Below are 16,648 nucleotides of genomic sequence, written 5' to 3' on the forward strand. Positions count from 1 at the left end.
TCGGCGTGGCTCAGGCAGCCAGGCCCTTTTTCGCGAGCATCGCATCCGGGCTCGGCAGTTTGCCGCGAAAGGCCTTGTAGGCATCCTCCGGATCGATCGAGCCTCCGACCGAATAGATGTTGTCCTTGAGGCGGGCGGCCATGGCCGGATCGAAGGCGTTGCCGGTTTCCTCGAAGGCGGCGAAGGCATCGGCGTCGAGCACTTCCGACCACATGTAGGAATAGTAGCCGGCCGAGTAGCCGTCGCCCGAGAAGACGTGCAGGAAGTGCGGGCTGCGATGGCGCATGACGATGGATTTCGGCATGCCGATCTCATCGAGCTTCTTGGCTTCGAGCGCCATCGGTTCCGCCGTCACCGCGGCCGTATGATAGGCCATATCGACCAGTGCGGACGACGTGAACTCGACTGTTGCGAAGCCCGAGTTGAAGGTTCGCGCCGCCAGCACCTTGTCGAGCAGCGCCTGCGGCATCGGCTCGCCGGTCTGGTAGTGCACCGCATAACGCTTCAGGATCTCCGGCACCGTCAGCCAATGTTCGTAAAGCTGCGACGGCAGCTCGACGAAGTCACGCGACACACCCGTGCCGGACACCGAAGGGTAGGTGACGTTGGATAGCATGCCATGCAATGCGTGCCCGAACTCGTGGAAGAGCGTTCGGGCATCATCGAGCGACAGCAGCGCCGGCTTGCCCTCGGCGGGCTTGGCGAAATTGCAGACGTTGTAGATGATCGGCAGCTCGCCTTCGGCGCCATTCTTCAGCTTGAGCTTGTGCTGCGACTGGAACGAACTCATCCACGCACCGGAGCGCTTCGAAGACCGGGCGAAGTAGTCGCCAAGGAACAATGCTACCAGCTTGCCGGATGCATCCTTGACCTCGAAGACGCGCACGTCGGGATGGTAGGCGGCAATGCCCTTCTTCTCCGTCGCGGTAATGCCGAACAGACGCTTGGCGACATCGAAGCAGGCCTCGATGATCTTTTCGAGCTGCAGGTAAGGCTTGAGTTCGCCTTCGGAGAAATTGAACTTCTCGGCGCGGAGCTTCTCGGCGTAATGGCGCCAGTCCCAGGGCATGACGTCGTGATTGCGGCCCTCGTCGGCAACGAGCCGGGCAAGCTCGGCCTCTTCCTCGCGGGCGCGGGCAACCGCCTTTTCCCAGACTTGCATCAGCAGGCCGTTCACGGCAGTGGGCGTCTTCGCCATGGTATCGTCGAGCTTCAGCGACGCGAAGTTATCATAGCCGAGCAGCTTCGCCTTTTCGGCCCGCAGCGCCAGCATCTCGGCGATCAGCCCGCGATTGTCGGTGTCGCCGCCATTTTCACCGCGCGCGATCCAGGCGCGGAAGGCCTGCTCGCGAAGCTCGCGATTGTCGGAGAAGGTCAGGAACGGTTCGATGATCGAGCGCGACAGGGTGACGGCATACTTGCCCTTCTGGCCGCGGTCTTCGGCAACCGCCGCCATGGCGTCGCGCAGGAAGTCCGGCAGGCCGGCGAGCTGTTCCTCGCTCTCCAGGAACAGAACCCAGCTCTTCTCATCGGCGAGCACGTTTTGCCCGAACCTGGCGCCGAGACCGGCGAGTTTCTCGTTGATCGCTGCCAGCCGCTCCTGCTCCGGCTTTGCGAGCTTGGCGCCGGATTTGACGAAACCCTTCCAGTGGCGCTCGAGTACGCGCGTCGCTTCAAGATCGAGGCCAAGCCTTGCGCGCCCTTCCCACAGCGTGTCGATGCGCTTGAACAGCGCCGCATTCATGCCGATTTTCGAATAGTGCCGGGACATCTTCGGCGCGATATCGCGCTCCAGCGCCTGGATCGTCTCGTTGGTGTCGGCGCCGGCCTTGTTCCAGAAGATCGAGGATACGCGCGACAGTCCGTCACCGGCGATCTCCAGCGCAATGATCGTGTTTTCGAAGGTCCGCGCCGCCGGGTTTTCGGCAATCGCGTCGATCTCCGCCTCATGTTCCCTGAAAGCCGCGTCGAACGCCGGAGCAAAATCCTCGTCCTTCACCAGGTCGAAACGCGGCAGGCCTTCGTGGCCGGTCCATGCGGTGAGCGCGGGATTGAGCGGGGTGCTGGTGGTCATCAGAAATCCTTTCGCATGCGGTCCGACGCGGGGCCGGGGAGGGGCGTCGCTGATCTTGAAATCAGGACGCGGAGGCAATGGAGGTGGTCGTGAGGGGGCTTGCCGTCAAGGCCTGCGCAAACCGAGAAGCCCGGGGGCAGCGTGCCAGACCGCCTGAACGGCAAAGCCGATGAACAGGAGACCGGAGAGCCGGACGATCGTGAGTTCGTGGCGTCGGTAGAAACGCCGCACGACCGAGGTGCCGATGATGACGATCAGGATCAGATCGGCCACGAGAAATCCGATCAGCGAGACGCCGAGCAGCGCCGGCAGCGCATCGAACTCGAGCGCGTTGGCCGAGCTGGCAAGCAGCGCCGTGAAGGTTGCGAGCGCTACCGGATAGCCCTTGGGATTGGTGAGTCCAAAAATCAGTCCGCGCCTCAAAGGACGCTCGACTGTCACGAGCGCGCGGTTCTCGCCGGCGGGGCGTGCGCGCAATGCCGTCCAGCCGATCCAGCCGAGATAGGCGCCGCAGAAGAGACCGAGGATATCGAAAATCGTCGTGCCGACGGAGCGCGCGCCGACGATTGCGACCAGCGCCAGGGTCGACCAGAGAACGTCACCGGCAAGGTGTCCGCCCATGAACAAGGCGCCTGCCTTGCGCCCCTGGCCGGCGCCGATGCCGAGCAGCGCCAGAAACGCCGGTCCGGGAATAAGGACGTAGGAGAGGGCGGCGAGAAAGGCTCCAATCAGCAGCGTCTCGGACATGGCGGGTTCCCAGTTGTGTTACCCGCATTCGATCCGGAGGCACCGTTTCAGTCAAGAGGAAAGCTAAGCCAACTATAGGACGACGCGGGTGAGCGCTTGCCGGAAGGCCGGCCAGTAAAGGTCAGGTTCTTGGTCGTGGCGCGGATATGGGCGGCGACGGCGTGAACAAAATTGCGCATGTTTTTCTCCTCGAGGGATCGACGGCCAGGCAGGTACGCGGCTTCTGGGCCATGATCGCAGTGCCTCGACCGATCAGCTGTTCCGTAGGGAACGTTCCGCTCGCGGGCGCGCACAAATCTTTCGTTTCGCCGATTTCCCTCGATACGAAGTTGCGCTAGAACGCGGCCGAGTTTTCCCCCCGCGAGAAGGACTATCCATGACTGTGCGCAACCTCTTCCTTCTGCCCGGCGACGGCATCGGCCCGGAAGCCATGGCGGAAGTCCGCAAAATCATCGCCTACATGAATGCCGAGCTTGGTGCCGGCTTCGTGACGGACGAGGGCCTGGTTGGCGGTTCGGCCTATGACGCCCACGGTCAGGCGATCTCGGAAGAGGACATGGCAAAGGCGCTTGCCGCCGATGCGGTGCTGTTCGGCGCCGTCGGCGGTCCGAAGTGGGATGCGGTGCCCTACGAGGTTCGCCCGGAAGCCGGTCTGCTGCGCCTGCGCAAGGATCTCGAACTCTTCGCCAACCTGCGCCCGGCGATCTGCTACCCGGCGCTTTCCGCCGCCTCGTCGCTGAAGCCCGAACTGGTCGAAGGCCTCGACATCCTGATCGTGCGCGAGCTGACCGGTGGCGTCTATTTCGGCGAACCGAAGGAGATCGTCGATCTCGGCAACGGCCAGAAGCGTGGCATCGACACCCAGGTCTACGACACCTACGAGATCGAGCGCATCGCCGGCGTCGCCTTCGAGCTGGCCCGCACCCGCAACAACCGCGTCTGCTCGATGGAAAAGCGCAACGTCATGAAGTCGGGCGTGTTGTGGAACCAGGTGGTGACCGAGACGCACAAGGCGAAATACTCCGACGTCCAGCTCGAGCACATGCTGGCGGACGCCGGCGGCATGCAGCTGGTGCGCCAGCCCAAGCAGTTCGACGTCATCGTCACCGACAACCTGTTCGGCGACATGCTGTCGGACGTGGCGGCGATGCTCACCGGTTCGCTCGGCATGCTGCCCTCCGCCTCGCTCGGCGCACCGGATGCGGTCAGCGGCAAGCGCAAGGCGCTCTATGAGCCGGTGCACGGCTCGGCACCCGACATTGCCGGCCAGGGCATCGCCAACCCGATCGCGATGATCGCGTCGTTCGCCATGTGCCTGCGCTACTCCTTCAACCTGGTGAAGGACGCCGACAATCTGGAGAAGGCGATCGCCAACGTGCTCGACCAGGGCATCCGCACCGGCGACATCATGGCCGAAGGGGCGAAGAAGGTCGGAACCGTCGAGATGGGCGACGCCATCCTTGCCGAGTTCAAGGCGCTGTCGGCGTAAGCGACAACCGATCCCGGATCGGCGTCACGCCGACGCCAACAGGCCTACGAAAACCAACACCTCCGGAGCGCATCCGGAGGTGTTTTGCATTCCACGGCCTTGAATTTGCCAAAAGAACCGACACATCGGAAAAAGACGGACCGGGGCCGTCTGGCGCGGGAAGTGCCCTGCATCGTGCCCCGACAGGAACAGACAATTGCCGCGCGATCTGGGTGGCAGGATGGGAGAACCATGAACCGACCACTTGCGGCCACCGGATGGATCGTGCTGACAACAGCCATCCTCGTGTTCGCGCTCATCCCGCTCGATCCGTTCCTGTCACAGCGCGCGCAAGGCCTGCCGGACAACATCGTCACCTTCAATGAAAGGATCACCGATTTCGGTACCTTTGGCTGGATGATCTATCTTTCCGGTATCCTGCTTGCGGGGGCCTTCGTGCTGCGCCGGGCGGCAAGCCAGGGGCCGCTTCAAAACAAGGCGCGCACTGCCCGCGACCTCGCCGCCTATTTCCTTTTGACGATCGGCACCGCCAGCGCGTTGGTGCATACGCTGAAGCTCCTGATCGGCCGGGCACGACCGGAACTCTTTGCCGAGCTCGGCGCCTACAGCCTGACGCCGTTCGCCGCCAGTGATCTCTATGAGAGCTTTCCGTCCGGGCACTCGACTGCGGCCGGTGCGTTTTTCGGCGTCTTCGCCATGCTGCTGCCGAGACTGAGGCCACTCTTTCTGGTCCTGGCGCTGACGATCGGTGTTTCCCGCGTCATCGTTGGCGCACACTATCCAAGCGACGTCGCCGCCGGGCTGCTGCTCGGCCTTTGGACATCGGTGATGATGGCGTTTGTCTTCGCCAAATACGGTCGCCTGTTTCGCCTCGGCCCGGGCGGTTGGCCGCTTGCCGGACGCAGCGAGCCGACCCAATAAAAAAGCCGGCGCGGAAGACCGCGCCGGAGTCAGGAGAGCCATAATAGCTCGGGGAAGATTTGAGGTGCTCCCGGGATTTGTTCTCTCCGGGAGCGCCGGGCTTAATCCATCGCGTGGATGTCGCGATCCTTCGTTTCCGGCAGGAACAGGAGGCCGATGACCAGCGTGATCCCTGCAAAGACGATCGGGTACCAGAGGCCGTAGTAGATATCGCCCTGGGCAGCACTCATCGCGAAGGCCGTTGCCGGAAGCAGACCGCCGAACCAGCCGTTGCCGATGTGGTAGGGCAGCGACATGCCGGTGTAGCGGATGCGGGTCGGGAAAAGTTCGACCAGCAGGGCTGCGATCGGGCCGTAGACCATCGTCACGTAGATGACGAGCACGGTGAGCACCGCGATGATTGTCGTCCAGTTGACGTTGGCAGGATCCGCGACCATCGCGTAGGTGCCGCCGCCGGCGATCGTGTAGACGGCCATTTCGGTGGCAGCGCCCACTTCATCCTTGGTCAGCAGCTTGTCGGCGATGAGCTTTTCGGCCGGAACCATGGTCTTTTCGCCGCCGCGGACAGCGGCTGCGTCAAGCGACAGTTCCGGGTTGGCGGTGACAAAACCGTCAAGCTTGGCGTCCGGAACCTTTGCCGCGCCACGAACCAGCGGGTAGCCGGCATTGTGGAGCGCCATGTTGGTCTGCTTTTCGAAGGCGGCGTTGGCGGCCTTGGCACCATCGCCAGCAGCGACTGCGTCGTAGCTGTTGATCGTGGTGTCGCCGACCTTGACCGTCGCGGCCGTGCCCGCTGCTGCCGTCGTGACGACGTCGTAGGGAACGGAGTTCTTGGTGAGGAACGCAGTTGCGATGTCGCACGAGGTGGTGAACTTCGCCGTGCCCGTCGGGTTGAACTGGAATTTGCAGTCGCCGGGAGCCGCGGTCACCGTTGCGCGAACGGTTGCCTGGGCTTCAGCGAGTGCAGGGTTACCGGCCCAGGTCAGCGCCTTGAACAGCGGGAAGTAGGTGAGCATCGCAAGCAGCAAACCGGCCATGATGATCGGCTTGCGGCCGATCTTGTCGGAGAGCCAACCGAAGAGCACGAAGAAGCCCGTGCCAATCAAAAGCGAGGCGGCGACCATGATGTTGGCCGACTGACCGTCTACTTTCAGGACGCCGGTCAGGAAGAACAGCGCGTAGAACTGACCGGAGTACCAGACCACGGCTTGTCCGACGACGGCACCGAACAGCGCCAGAAGCGCGATCTTGGCGTTCTTCCACTGGCCGAAGGCTTCCCGAAGCGGCGCCTTGGAGCCCTTGCCCTCTTCCTTCATCTTCTTGAAGGCCGGGGATTCGTTCATCTTCAGACGGATCCAGACGGAAATGCCGAGAAGCACGCAGGACAGCAGGAACGGAATGCGCCAGCCCCAGGCGGCGAAGGCTTCCTTGCCGAGCGCGAACTGCACGAGCAGGATCACCACCAGCGACAGGAACAGACCGAGCGTCGCCGTGGTCTGGATCCAGGACGTGAAGTAGCCGCGACGCCCATGCGGCGCGTGTTCGGCCACGTAGGTTGCCGCACCGCCATATTCGCCGCCGAGCGCCAGGCCCTGCAGCATGCGCAGCACGATGAGCAGGATCGGCGCGGCAATGCCGATCGAGGCAGCGCCGGGCAGGATGCCGACCAGGAAGGTCGACAGACCCATGATCAGGATCGTCACGAGGAAGGTATATTTGCGGCCAACGAGGTCACCCAGGCGACCGAAGACGAGCGCGCCGAACGGGCGAACCAGGAAGCCCGCGGCAAAGGCCAGAAGCGCGAAGATGTTACGCGTCGTTTCCGGGTAGGAACTGAAGAAGGTCGCGCCGATGTAGACGGCGAGCGAACCGTAGAGATAGAAATCGTACCATTCGAAGACGGTACCGAGCGACGAGGCGAAGATGACCTTCTTCTCCTCGCCGGTCATCGGACGCGTTTTTGCGTCGTCCGCTGTCGCGACATTTGCCATTTTGATAATCCTCCACTCCAAAGGAGCGCCCATTGGCTGGTCCAGCATTCCTCCCTCGAACGTCCGGACGTGGTGCGCCTGAAATGAGGATGTCAGAAAAGTGTCATCACAGGCAGAGATGCTTTCGGCTTATGACTTTCGTCTAATGCGGCGATCGATCGCGGGCAGGGCGGGGGCGTGCCGGCGCGCGGCAATGTCTTGACTCTTCCCCAAAACCGCGTAAGAGCAGCGACGAACGAGGAAATCACCACCATGCGACCGATCGGTCCAGCCATCGCTGCTTTGATCCTGCCGGCTCTTGCCGCGGGGCAGGATGTCGATTTTTCGTTCGCTTGCAAAACAACGGCCAAAACGACGACGAAAACCGTCTGACGTCTCTGGCCCTCCGCTCTCTCCCCGGTTTGGCCGGGGACAGGAACCCTCGCGGCAGGTCGCGCGGTTTCCCCCTCACCCGACGAGGAGAGACAGAAAAGAGAGCTTAGATCATGGGTTTCAAGATTGCAGTCGCAGGCGCCACCGGCAATGTCGGCCGGGAGATGCTGAACATCCTTTCCGAACGCGGCTTTCCCGCGGATGAAGTGGTCGCCCTTGCTTCCGCCCGCTCCCAGGGCACCGAAGTCTCCTTCGGCGACAAGACCCTCAAGGTCAAGAACCTCGAAAACTACGACTTCTCCGACACCGATATCTGCCTGATGTCGGCTGGCGGCGCCGTATCGCTGAAGTATTCGCCGAAGATCGGCCAGCAGGGCTGTGTCGTCATCGACAACTCCTCGGCCTGGCGCTACGACGCCGAAGTGCCGCTGATCGTTCCGGAAGTGAACCCGGACGCGATCGCGCAGTTCACCAAGAAGAACATCATCGCCAACCCGAATTGCTCGACCGCCCAGCTCGTCGTCGCGCTGAAGCCGCTGCACGACCACGCCAAGATCAAGCGCGTCGTCGTCTCGACCTACCAGTCGGTTTCCGGCGCCGGCAAGGACGGCATGGACGAACTCTTCAACCAGACCCGCGCGGTGTTCGTCGCCGACCCCATCGAATCGAAGAAGTTCACCAAGCGCATCGCCTTCAACGTCATTCCGCACATCGACGTGTTCATGGAAGACGGCTACACGAAGGAAGAGTGGAAGGTTCTCGCCGAGACCAAGAAGATGCTCGACCCGAAGATCAAGGTGACCTGCACCGCCGTGCGCGTTCCCGTCTTCATCGGCCATTCCGAATCGGTGAACATCGAGTTCGAAAACGAGATCACCGCTGACGAAGCGCGCGACATCCTGCGCGAAGCGCCGGGTTGCCTCGTCGTCGACAAGCACGAGAACGGCGGCTACGTCACGCCTTACGAGTGCGCCGGCGAAGATGCGACCTACATCTCGCGCATCCGCGAAGACGCAACCGTCGAGAACGGCCTCAACCTGTGGGTCGTTTCCGACAACCTGCGCAAGGGTGCCGCTCTGAACGCGATCCAGATTGCCGAGCTGCTGGTCAATCGTGGCCTCATCAAGCCGCGCAAGCAGGCTGCCTGAAAACGGCATTAGAACCACTCACTCCCGCCAGGCTCTTTCGAGCCTGGCGGGTTTCCTGTTTCACGAGGGGCCGATCCTTCCCGGATTCACGTGAAACCACGATAAAGTTACCTGCCGCTTGCGGTAGGTGACACGGCCGGCGAAGGCTGGCATTTTTAAGAGCAACGAGATTCGGGCTATGACGGGGTATTTCATGCACAGGGCGAAGTGCGCAGCAGTGGGGCTTGCCGCCCTGATTTCGACTGCAGTTTTTCCGGCGGTGGCATCTGCCGCCCAATGCGGCAATGACGGAAGCGGCTTTGAAGCCTGGGTGCAGAACTTCAAGCAGCAGGCCTCCGGCAACGGCATCAGCCCGCAGGTGCTCGACCGTGCACTCTCCGGCGTCTCCTACAACAAGGCGACGATCCGCGCCGACCGCGGCCAGAAGAGCTTCAAGCTGTCGCTCGAGCAGTTCATGCAGAAGCGCGGCGGCCAGGTGATCATTTCCCGCGGCAAGAAGATGAAGCAGCAGAACGCCGCACTCTTTACCAGCATCGAGCGGCGCTACGGCGTGCCGGCTGGCCCGCTGATTGCCATCTGGGGCATGGAAACCGGCTTCGGCGGTTTCATGGGCAAGGAGCACACGCTCTCGGCCGTTTCGACGCTGGCCTATGACTGCCGTCGCTCGGACTACTTCACCAACCAGCTCTATGCGGCCCTGCAGCTCGTGCAGCGCGGCGATCTGAGCCCGGATGCGCGTGGCGCCGCCCACGGCGAAATCGGCCAGACCCAGTTCCTGCCCGCCAACGTCCTGAAATACGGCGTCGACGGCGATGGCAACGGCCATGTCGACATGGTTCGCTCCAAGGCCGACGCGCTGGCATCCACCGCCAATTTCCTGCGCGGCCATGGCTGGCAGCCGGGCGCCGGCTATCAGCAGGGCCAGGCGAACTTCGCTGCGATCCAGGGCTGGAACGCCGCAAGCGTCTACCAGCAGGCGATCGCCATCATCGGCGCCGAGATCGACGGTCTCTAGGATTTTCGTCCTTCGGAACGCATAACCAACGAGACAAAAGGCCCGGTTCGAAAGAGCCGGGCCTTTTTTTGCTGACCGATTACATTCCCGGGCGGGAAAAATCACCCGTCACCGGGTCCATCACCCAGAGTTCGCCGGTCGAGATGTCGAACCAGGCGCCGTGCAGGTGGAGCTTGCCCTTGGCCTCGAGGATCTGGACGCACGGGAAAGTGCGCAGATTGGCAAGCGAGTTGCGGATCGAAACTCGCTCGAGCGCACGCTGGCGCTCCGCCTGCGTCATCACGTCGTTGCTCTGGATCTGCTCAGCCGCGGGCCTCAGCAGATGCATCCAGCGACCGATGAAATCGCCCGGTGACAGAGGCTCCGCATCGGGATCGAGTGCCGCTTTGATACCACCACAGCGGCCATGGCCCATGACGACGATGTCGCTGACGCGCAGCGACTGCACGGCGAACTCGAGGGCCGCCGAAGTGGAGTGGTAGTGACCATCCGGCTCGTAGGGCGGCATGAGATTGGCGACGTTGCGCACGACGAAGAGTTCGCCCGGGCCGCTGTCGAAGATCGTTTCCGGCGCAGCACGCGAGTCGCAACAGGCAATCACCATCGTCTTCGGCTTTTGACCGGTTTCCGCCAGCGCCTTATAGCGTTTCTGCTGCTCGCTGAAGCGACCGTTCATGAAGTTGTGGTAGCCGTTCAGAAGATAGTCCGGAAAACGCTGCTGCTGCTTGTCCATCGATTGCTCCGCTCGTGCTTCAAGGCGGCATGGCCGGCTTTCGCCCACCTGCGCCTCCGTCATGAAAATGATCGCGATCTAAAATTCAATCCACGATGCCATAGGGGTGGCGGTCCGTGAACAGCTTCTTCACTTGCGCCGCATCTGATTCGGATGAACCAGTCGGCGCATCTGCACCATCGCCATTGGCGTCGATAGGCTCGACGCGTCCTGCTCGATGGTCAGTTCATCCGCGCCGCGCTTGACGCTCCGCGCGATGATCTCAAATACGCTCGCAGTCGCCATCTGCAAGGCACGTTCCTCTGAAAGTCCTTCAAGGATCCGGGCGAGAAACACCGCCGCCAACAGGTCGCCCGTACCATTCGGCGGGTTTTCGACCAAACGATGTTCGGCAAGCAGGGCGTGGTTGCCCGAGAGAAAGAGATTACCGGTCCCGCCGCTCATCATCGGCACGGCAGACGTCACCAAGACGTGGGCCGGACCGAGGCCGAGCGCTGCGTCAAGGATCGCCGTGTTCGTCTCCAACGTCGCCCCGGCAAGCCAGGCAAGCTCGTAACGGTTCGGGGTCGCGAGATTTGCAAGCGGCAGCAACCGGTCGCGAATGGCAACCGCCGTGACTTCCGGCACATAGAGACCGCCAGCATCGCCGATCACGGGGTCGCAGGCGTAGATCAGTTTGGGATTGCGCTCCTTCAGCGCCGTCACCAGCCGGGCCACGCTTTCGGCCTGTCCGGCCGAGCCGAGGTAGCCCGAAAGCACGGCACGCACCTCTCCGGCCCAGGGTGCTGCAATGAGGTCATCGGCCACCGACCCGAAATCCTGATCGGAAATGGTGACCCGCGTCGAGCGGCCGTGGCCCGGATGCCAGGGGAGGATGACGGTCGGCAGGGCCCAGACTGGATGCCCCAAAGTTTCAAGCGCGAAGACCACGGCCCTGTTGCCCACCTTGCCGCGCACGACATGGCTCGAGATGACGATGACGGCGCCGGGCAGGGAAGGCATTTCGGGCATCGACCAGTCCAATCCTACGATCTCGAAACTCTGTTCACCCGACTGTCACCCCCCTGTCAACAGCCGATGGCAGATAGGCTCCGGAGAAGCCTCTGGCGTTTTCGTGCTTTTTCTTCGATTTTCGAGCAATTTTCGCGAAATTACCTTCGATTTAAATGGATTTAAGCTGTTTTCACGTGAAATTCTCCGATTTTGGGCTCGATTTTGCCGAAATCAGCGTAAAAAGCGGTCGCCATTAGCCATGGTTCTGATAGGGTTTGGCCTATCATGAATGGGAGAGACTTCATGGGCGTGAAATACAATCCGAAGCGGGACAGACACATCGACGCAGCGAAGGCGGCCGCCATCAAACTGGGCGTCGAGGCGCTGGCGCCGGAGATCCTCTTCGGTGGGGCCAGCAACGATGACCTCGATCTCTATTCGGCGGACATGCTGGCGCTGACAGCCGCCCATGCCTATCAGGAACTCGCCCGCTGGGATGGCGGCAAGCCGCAGGTTTCCGTCGAAACCGTCGCCGGTGTAGCACCTGGCGGCACCGAGGTGTCGATCATCGCGGTCACCGAACGCAACATGCCGTTCCTCTATGATTCGGTCATGGGGGAAATCACCAGCACCCACCGTGACATTCACCTCGCGATCCATCCCATCCTGGTCAAGGAACCGGGCAAGCCGGCAAAGCTCTTCGATCCCGAAGAGGAAAGCGATCCGTCGCACCGCGTCAGCCATATCCAGATCCATCTGACGAAGCTCGCGCCGGTCGAGGCCGAACAGCTCAGCAACCGCATTCGCGACGTGCTGGAGCAGGTGCACCAGGCTGTGCACGACTGGCCAGCGATGACCGCGCTGCTCGATCATGCGATGCAGGAGCTGGAGGCTTATAATGCCTCGCGCAAGAAGAGCGACCGCGACGAGGCGCTCGCCTTCCTCCGCTGGCTGCGTGACAACAACTTCACCTTCCTCGGCATGCGCGAATACACCTATTCCGGCAAGGGCGGAAAGGCGATGGTCGAGCGCGGCAAGGGCAGGGGCCTCGGCATGCTCTCCAATCCCGATGTGCGCGTGCTGCGCCAGGGCAAGGACGCGGTGCTGACTACGCCTGAAATTCTCGCCTTCCTCGAAAGCCCGGATTTCCTGATCGTCACCAAGGCCAACGTCAAATCGGTCGTCCATCGCCGCGCCTATATGGATTATATCGGTGTCAAGCGCTTCGACGCCGACGGCAATGTCGCCGGAGAACTGCGCATCGTCGGCCTCTTCACCTCCTCGGCCTATACCCGCCAGGCGGCCGAGATCCCGCTGCTGCGCCACAAGATCGAAAAGATCGTCGATCACTTCGGCTACGATCCGCAGAGCCATTCCGGCAAGATGCTCGACAACACGCTCGAATCCTATCCGCGCGACGATCTCTTCCAGATCGATGTCGGCCTGCTCGCCGCTTTCTGCGAACAGATCAACGAACTCGGCGACCGGCCGCGCATCCGCGTGCTGCCACGCATCGACCATTTCGACCGCTTCGTCTCGGTGATCGTCTTCGTGCCGCGCGAACAGTACGATTCGGATGTGCGCGAAAAGATCGGCGACTACCTGAAGACGGTCTATGACGGTCGCGTCTCCGCCTACTACCCGGCCTTCCCGGAAGGGGGCCTTGCCCGCGTCCACTTCATCATCGGCCGCTCCGCCGGCAAGACGCCGCGCATTCCGCAGGCCAAGCTCGAAGAAGCCGTTCGCGGCATCGTCACCCGCTGGATCGACCGGTTCGACCTGCTTGCCCGCAAGGACGGCATCGAGCTCGATGTCGACAATGCCTACCAGTCGTTCTTCACGCCGGCTGAAGCCTATGCCGATCTGGCCGACATCGCCGCCTGCAAGGGCCCGGATCCGATCCGCATCGAGTTCTACCACTATCCGCGCGCCGTCTCGCGGCCGGACACCGCCGAGCTCAAGATCTTCCACGCCAGCGAACCCGTGTCGCTGTCGCGCCGCGTACCTTTGCTTGAAAACCTCGGCTTCCGGGTCATCAGCGAACAGACCTACGACATCGGCGTCAATGCCCATGGCGAAGAGAAGCGCAAGGTCGTGCTGCACGACATGGAGCTGATCCATCGCGATGGCCTTGCGCTGAATCTCGAAAAATCCGGCCCGGCGCTGGAAGAGGCGTTCCTGGCCGCCTGGAACGGCGCGATCGAGGACGACAACTTCAACCGGCTGATCCTGCTTGCGGGCCTCAACGCCCGCGAAGTGACGGTGCTGCGCGCCTATGCCCGCTATCTGCGACAGGCCGGCATCACCTACTCTCAGGGCTATATCGCCGACACGCTGAACAAGTATCCGGCGATTGCCGCCGATATCTTCAAGCTGTTCGTGACCCGCATGGATCCGAAGCTCGAGGAAAAGCCGCGCGCCAAGAAGTGCAACGCGCTGCTGTCGGCGATCGAGGACGCGCTCTCGGCCGTTCCGAGCCTCGACGAGGACCGGATTCTGCGACGCTACGTCAACGCGATCGAAGCGACGCTCCGGACCAACTACTTCCAGCATGACGCCGACGGCAAGCCGCGCGCGGTGCTCGCCTTCAAGCTGGACCCGAAGCAGCTCGACGGTCTGCCGGAACCGCATCCGTTCCGCGAAATCTTCGTCTACGGCACCGAGGTCGAAGGCGTGCACCTGCGCTTCGGCAAGGTCGCCCGCGGCGGCCTGCGCTGGTCGGACCGCGCCCAGGACTACCGCACGGAAGTGCTCGGTCTGGTGAAGGCGCAGCAGGTCAAGAACGCCGTTATCGTGCCCGTCGGCGCCAAGGGCGGCTTCTATCCGAAGCTGCTTCCGGTCGGCGGCACCCGCGACGAAATCTTCAAGGCCGGCACCGAAGCCTACAAGACCTTCATCCGCACCCTGCTGTCGGTCACCGACAACATCGTCGGCCAGGATGTCGTGCCGCCGGCCGACACGCAGCGCCATGACGGCGACGACCCTTACTTCGTCGTTGCTGCCGACAAGGGCACCGCGACCTTCTCCGACACGGCCAACGGCCTTGCACAGGAAGCGGGCTTCTGGCTCGACGACGCCTTCGCATCGGGCGGTTCCGCCGGTTACGACCACAAGAAGATGGGCATCACCGCCCGCGGCGCCTGGGAAACCGTCAAGCGGCACTTCCGTGAGATGGATACCGACATCCAGACGACGCCCTTCACCGTTGCCGGCGTTGGCGACATGTCGGGCGACGTCTTCGGCAACGGCATGCTTCTGTCCGAGAAGATCCGCCTCATCGCAGCCTTCGATCATCGCGATATCTTCATCGATCCGAATCCGGATATCGATGGGTCCTTTGCCGAGCGCAAGCGCATGTTCGACCTGCCGCGTTCGAGCTGGCAGGACTATGACCGCAAGACGCTTTCGAACGGCGCGATGATCATCTCGCGTGCCGAGAAGTCGGTGACGTTGACGCCTGAGGCGATGGCCGCCATCGGCCTCGACAAGCAGAAGGCAACGCCCTTCGAGATCATGAACGCGATCCTGAAGAGCCAGGTCGACCTGCTCTGGTTCGGCGGCATCGGCACCTATGTGCGCGGCAGCAACGAAACGGACGCCGAAGTTGGCGATCGTGCCAACGACGCCATTCGCGTGGCAGCCGAAGAGGTCCGCGCCCGTGTCATCGGCGAGGGCGCCAACCTCGGCGTCACCCAGAAGGGCCGCATCGGCTTCGGCCTGAATGGCGGCCGCTGCAACTCGGATGCCATCGACAACTCGGCGGGCGTCAACTCGTCCGACGTCGAGGTCAACATCAAGATCGCGCTGGCTTCCGCCATGCGCGATGGTCGCCTGACCCGTCCGAAGCGCAACACGCTGCTCGCCTCGATGACCGAGGAAGTGGGCCACCTGGTGCTGCGCAACAACTACGAGCAATCGCTGGCGATCTCTCTGACCGCCATGCAAGGGCTCGGCAACCGCACGACGCTCGGCCGGCTCATGACCCGGCTGGAGGCCGACGGCCATCTCAACCGCAAGGTCGAGACGCTGCCGACCGACCAGGCCATGACCGAGCGTTACCAGGCGGGCAAGCCATTGACCCGCCCGGAAATCGGCGTGCTGCTCTCCTACTCCAAGCTCGTTCTCTTCGATGAGCTGATTGCGAGCGAGCTGCCCGACGATCCGTACTTCACGGCGACGCTCGAGCGTTACTTCCCGGGCAAGATGCGCAAGGCCTATGCCGGCGATATCCACGGTCACCGCCTGCGCCGCGAAATCATCGCGACGATCCTCGCCAACGAGGTCATCAACCGCGGTGGTCCGGCCTTTGTCTCGACCCTGACGGACGCCACCGGCTTCCTCTCGGCCGACGTCGTCAAGGCGGCAGTGCTGGCGCTCGACGGCTTCGACCTGCCGCGGATCTATGACGAGATCGACGCGCTCGACAACAAGATCGGCGGCGGCCTGCAGAACATCCTCTACCAGGAAGTCGGCCGCATCTTCACGCTCGTCACCGAGCGGGCGCTGCGCACCCATGCGGCGACCGGCTCGGTCTCCGAGGCCGTATCGCGCCTCGGCGACGGCCTGCAGAAGCTGCGTGCGACCATGCGCACTGCAGTGTCCGGCGAGAGCGCCGAAGAAGCCCGGTTGAAGACGGCAGCCTTCGTCGAGGGTGGCGTCCCCGCCAAGCTCGCCGAGGAAATCTCGGAACTGGCGCTGATGACGCTGGTGCCCGAGATCATGCAGATTGCTGCGGAAACCGGCGAGACGCTGAGCCGCACGGCGCAAGGTTATTTCGCCGTCACCGACACGCTTCGCATCAACCGCCTTCTGGCGGCATCCGATCGCGTTCCGGCAACCGAGCAATTCGAGGCCATGGCTCTGTCACGCGCCGTATCCGATATCGCGGCGGCACGCCGGGATATCACCGCGGCAGCCCTGCGCGAGCAGAAGAAGGAGCGCAACCCGGTTGCGGCCTGGGAAGAAAGCGAGCGCGTCCGTGTCGCCCAGGCGACTGGCCAGCTGCGCCTTCTGACCGAGAAGGGTGAAACGACGCTTGCCAAGATCACCGTCGCTGCAGGTCTCCTCAACGACCTGGCACGCGGAAGGGCCAAGTAACGGTGCCAAAGAGGATGCGGGCAGTTTTTTCGCCCGCGTCCGGTTCCAGACCTTTTGGAATCGGTTCA

Annotated in this window: 11 protein-coding genes; 5 read left to right on the forward strand and 6 right to left on the reverse strand. The window is 62.8% G+C overall.

What is annotated here, in order from left to right:
• Window positions 1-10: 10 nt before the first annotated feature.
• The 3 genes from IB262_RS17195 to IB262_RS36485 form a co-directional block, all read right to left on the reverse strand.
• Window positions 11-2,074 (reverse strand): M3 family metallopeptidase, encoded by a 2,064-nt coding sequence (locus IB262_RS17195; RefSeq protein WP_192493712.1) that lies wholly within the window; start codon window positions 2,072-2,074, stop codon window positions 11-13.
• Window positions 2,075-2,179: 105 nt separating this feature from the next.
• Complete coding sequence (locus IB262_RS17200; RefSeq protein ID WP_060586602.1) at window positions 2,180-2,821, reverse strand: LysE family translocator; 642 nt, start codon at window positions 2,819-2,821, stop codon at window positions 2,180-2,182.
• 47 nt (window positions 2,822-2,868) lie between these two features.
• A complete protein-coding gene (locus tag IB262_RS36485; protein WP_268089491.1) occupies window positions 2,869-3,000 on the reverse strand; it encodes a hypothetical protein in 132 nt (43 codons plus the stop codon).
• 197 nt (window positions 3,001-3,197) lie between these two features.
• On the opposite strand from IB262_RS36485, the gene leuB reads away from it, so the two are divergent.
• Together leuB and IB262_RS17210 are read left to right on the forward strand one after the other, a co-directional pair.
• Window positions 3,198-4,310 (forward strand): 3-isopropylmalate dehydrogenase, encoded by a 1,113-nt coding sequence (gene leuB, locus IB262_RS17205; protein WP_192493713.1) that lies wholly within the window; start codon window positions 3,198-3,200, stop codon window positions 4,308-4,310.
• 231 nt (window positions 4,311-4,541) lie between these two features.
• Window positions 4,542-5,231 carry a phosphatase PAP2 family protein gene (locus IB262_RS17210; protein WP_034800174.1) on the forward strand — a complete coding sequence of 230 codons (690 nt, stop codon included), beginning with the start codon at window positions 4,542-4,544 and terminating at the stop codon, window positions 5,229-5,231.
• 101 nt (window positions 5,232-5,332) lie between these two features.
• Here IB262_RS17210 and IB262_RS17215 read toward each other — a convergent pair whose 3' ends face one another.
• Window positions 5,333-7,222 (reverse strand): MFS transporter, encoded by a 1,890-nt coding sequence (locus tag IB262_RS17215; RefSeq protein WP_034800173.1) that lies wholly within the window; start codon window positions 7,220-7,222, stop codon window positions 5,333-5,335.
• Window positions 7,223-7,707: 485 nt separating this feature from the next.
• Here IB262_RS17215 and IB262_RS17220 point away from each other — a divergent pair, with 485 nt between their 5' ends.
• Both IB262_RS17220 and IB262_RS17225 read left to right on the forward strand, forming a co-directional pair.
• A complete protein-coding gene (locus IB262_RS17220; protein ID WP_034800169.1) occupies window positions 7,708-8,742 on the forward strand; it encodes an aspartate-semialdehyde dehydrogenase in 1,035 nt (344 codons plus the stop codon).
• A gap of 193 nt (window positions 8,743-8,935) precedes the next feature.
• A complete protein-coding gene (locus tag IB262_RS17225; protein WP_034800180.1) occupies window positions 8,936-9,757 on the forward strand; it encodes a lytic transglycosylase domain-containing protein in 822 nt (273 codons plus the stop codon).
• A 79-nt stretch (window positions 9,758-9,836) separates the two neighbouring features.
• On the opposite strand, the gene IB262_RS17230 is transcribed toward IB262_RS17225, so the two are convergent.
• Window positions 9,837-10,490, reverse strand: coding sequence for a carbonic anhydrase (locus tag IB262_RS17230; RefSeq protein WP_034800167.1), 654 nt, complete (start codon window positions 10,488-10,490; stop codon window positions 9,837-9,839).
• A 129-nt stretch (window positions 10,491-10,619) separates the two neighbouring features.
• Window positions 10,620-11,501, reverse strand: coding sequence for a pyridoxal kinase PdxY (pdxY, locus tag IB262_RS17235; RefSeq protein ID WP_112977242.1), 882 nt, complete (start codon window positions 11,499-11,501; stop codon window positions 10,620-10,622).
• A 285-nt stretch (window positions 11,502-11,786) separates the two neighbouring features.
• On the opposite strand from pdxY, the gene IB262_RS17240 reads away from it, so the two are divergent.
• Window positions 11,787-16,580 (forward strand): NAD-glutamate dehydrogenase, encoded by a 4,794-nt coding sequence (locus IB262_RS17240; protein WP_060521508.1) that lies wholly within the window; start codon window positions 11,787-11,789, stop codon window positions 16,578-16,580.
• The last annotated feature ends 68 nt before the right edge of the window (window positions 16,581-16,648 follow it).

The sequence above is a fragment of the Ensifer sp. ENS02 genome, from assembly GCF_014851885.1.
GTDB classification, from domain to species: Bacteria; Pseudomonadota; Alphaproteobacteria; order Rhizobiales; family Rhizobiaceae; genus Ensifer; species Ensifer adhaerens.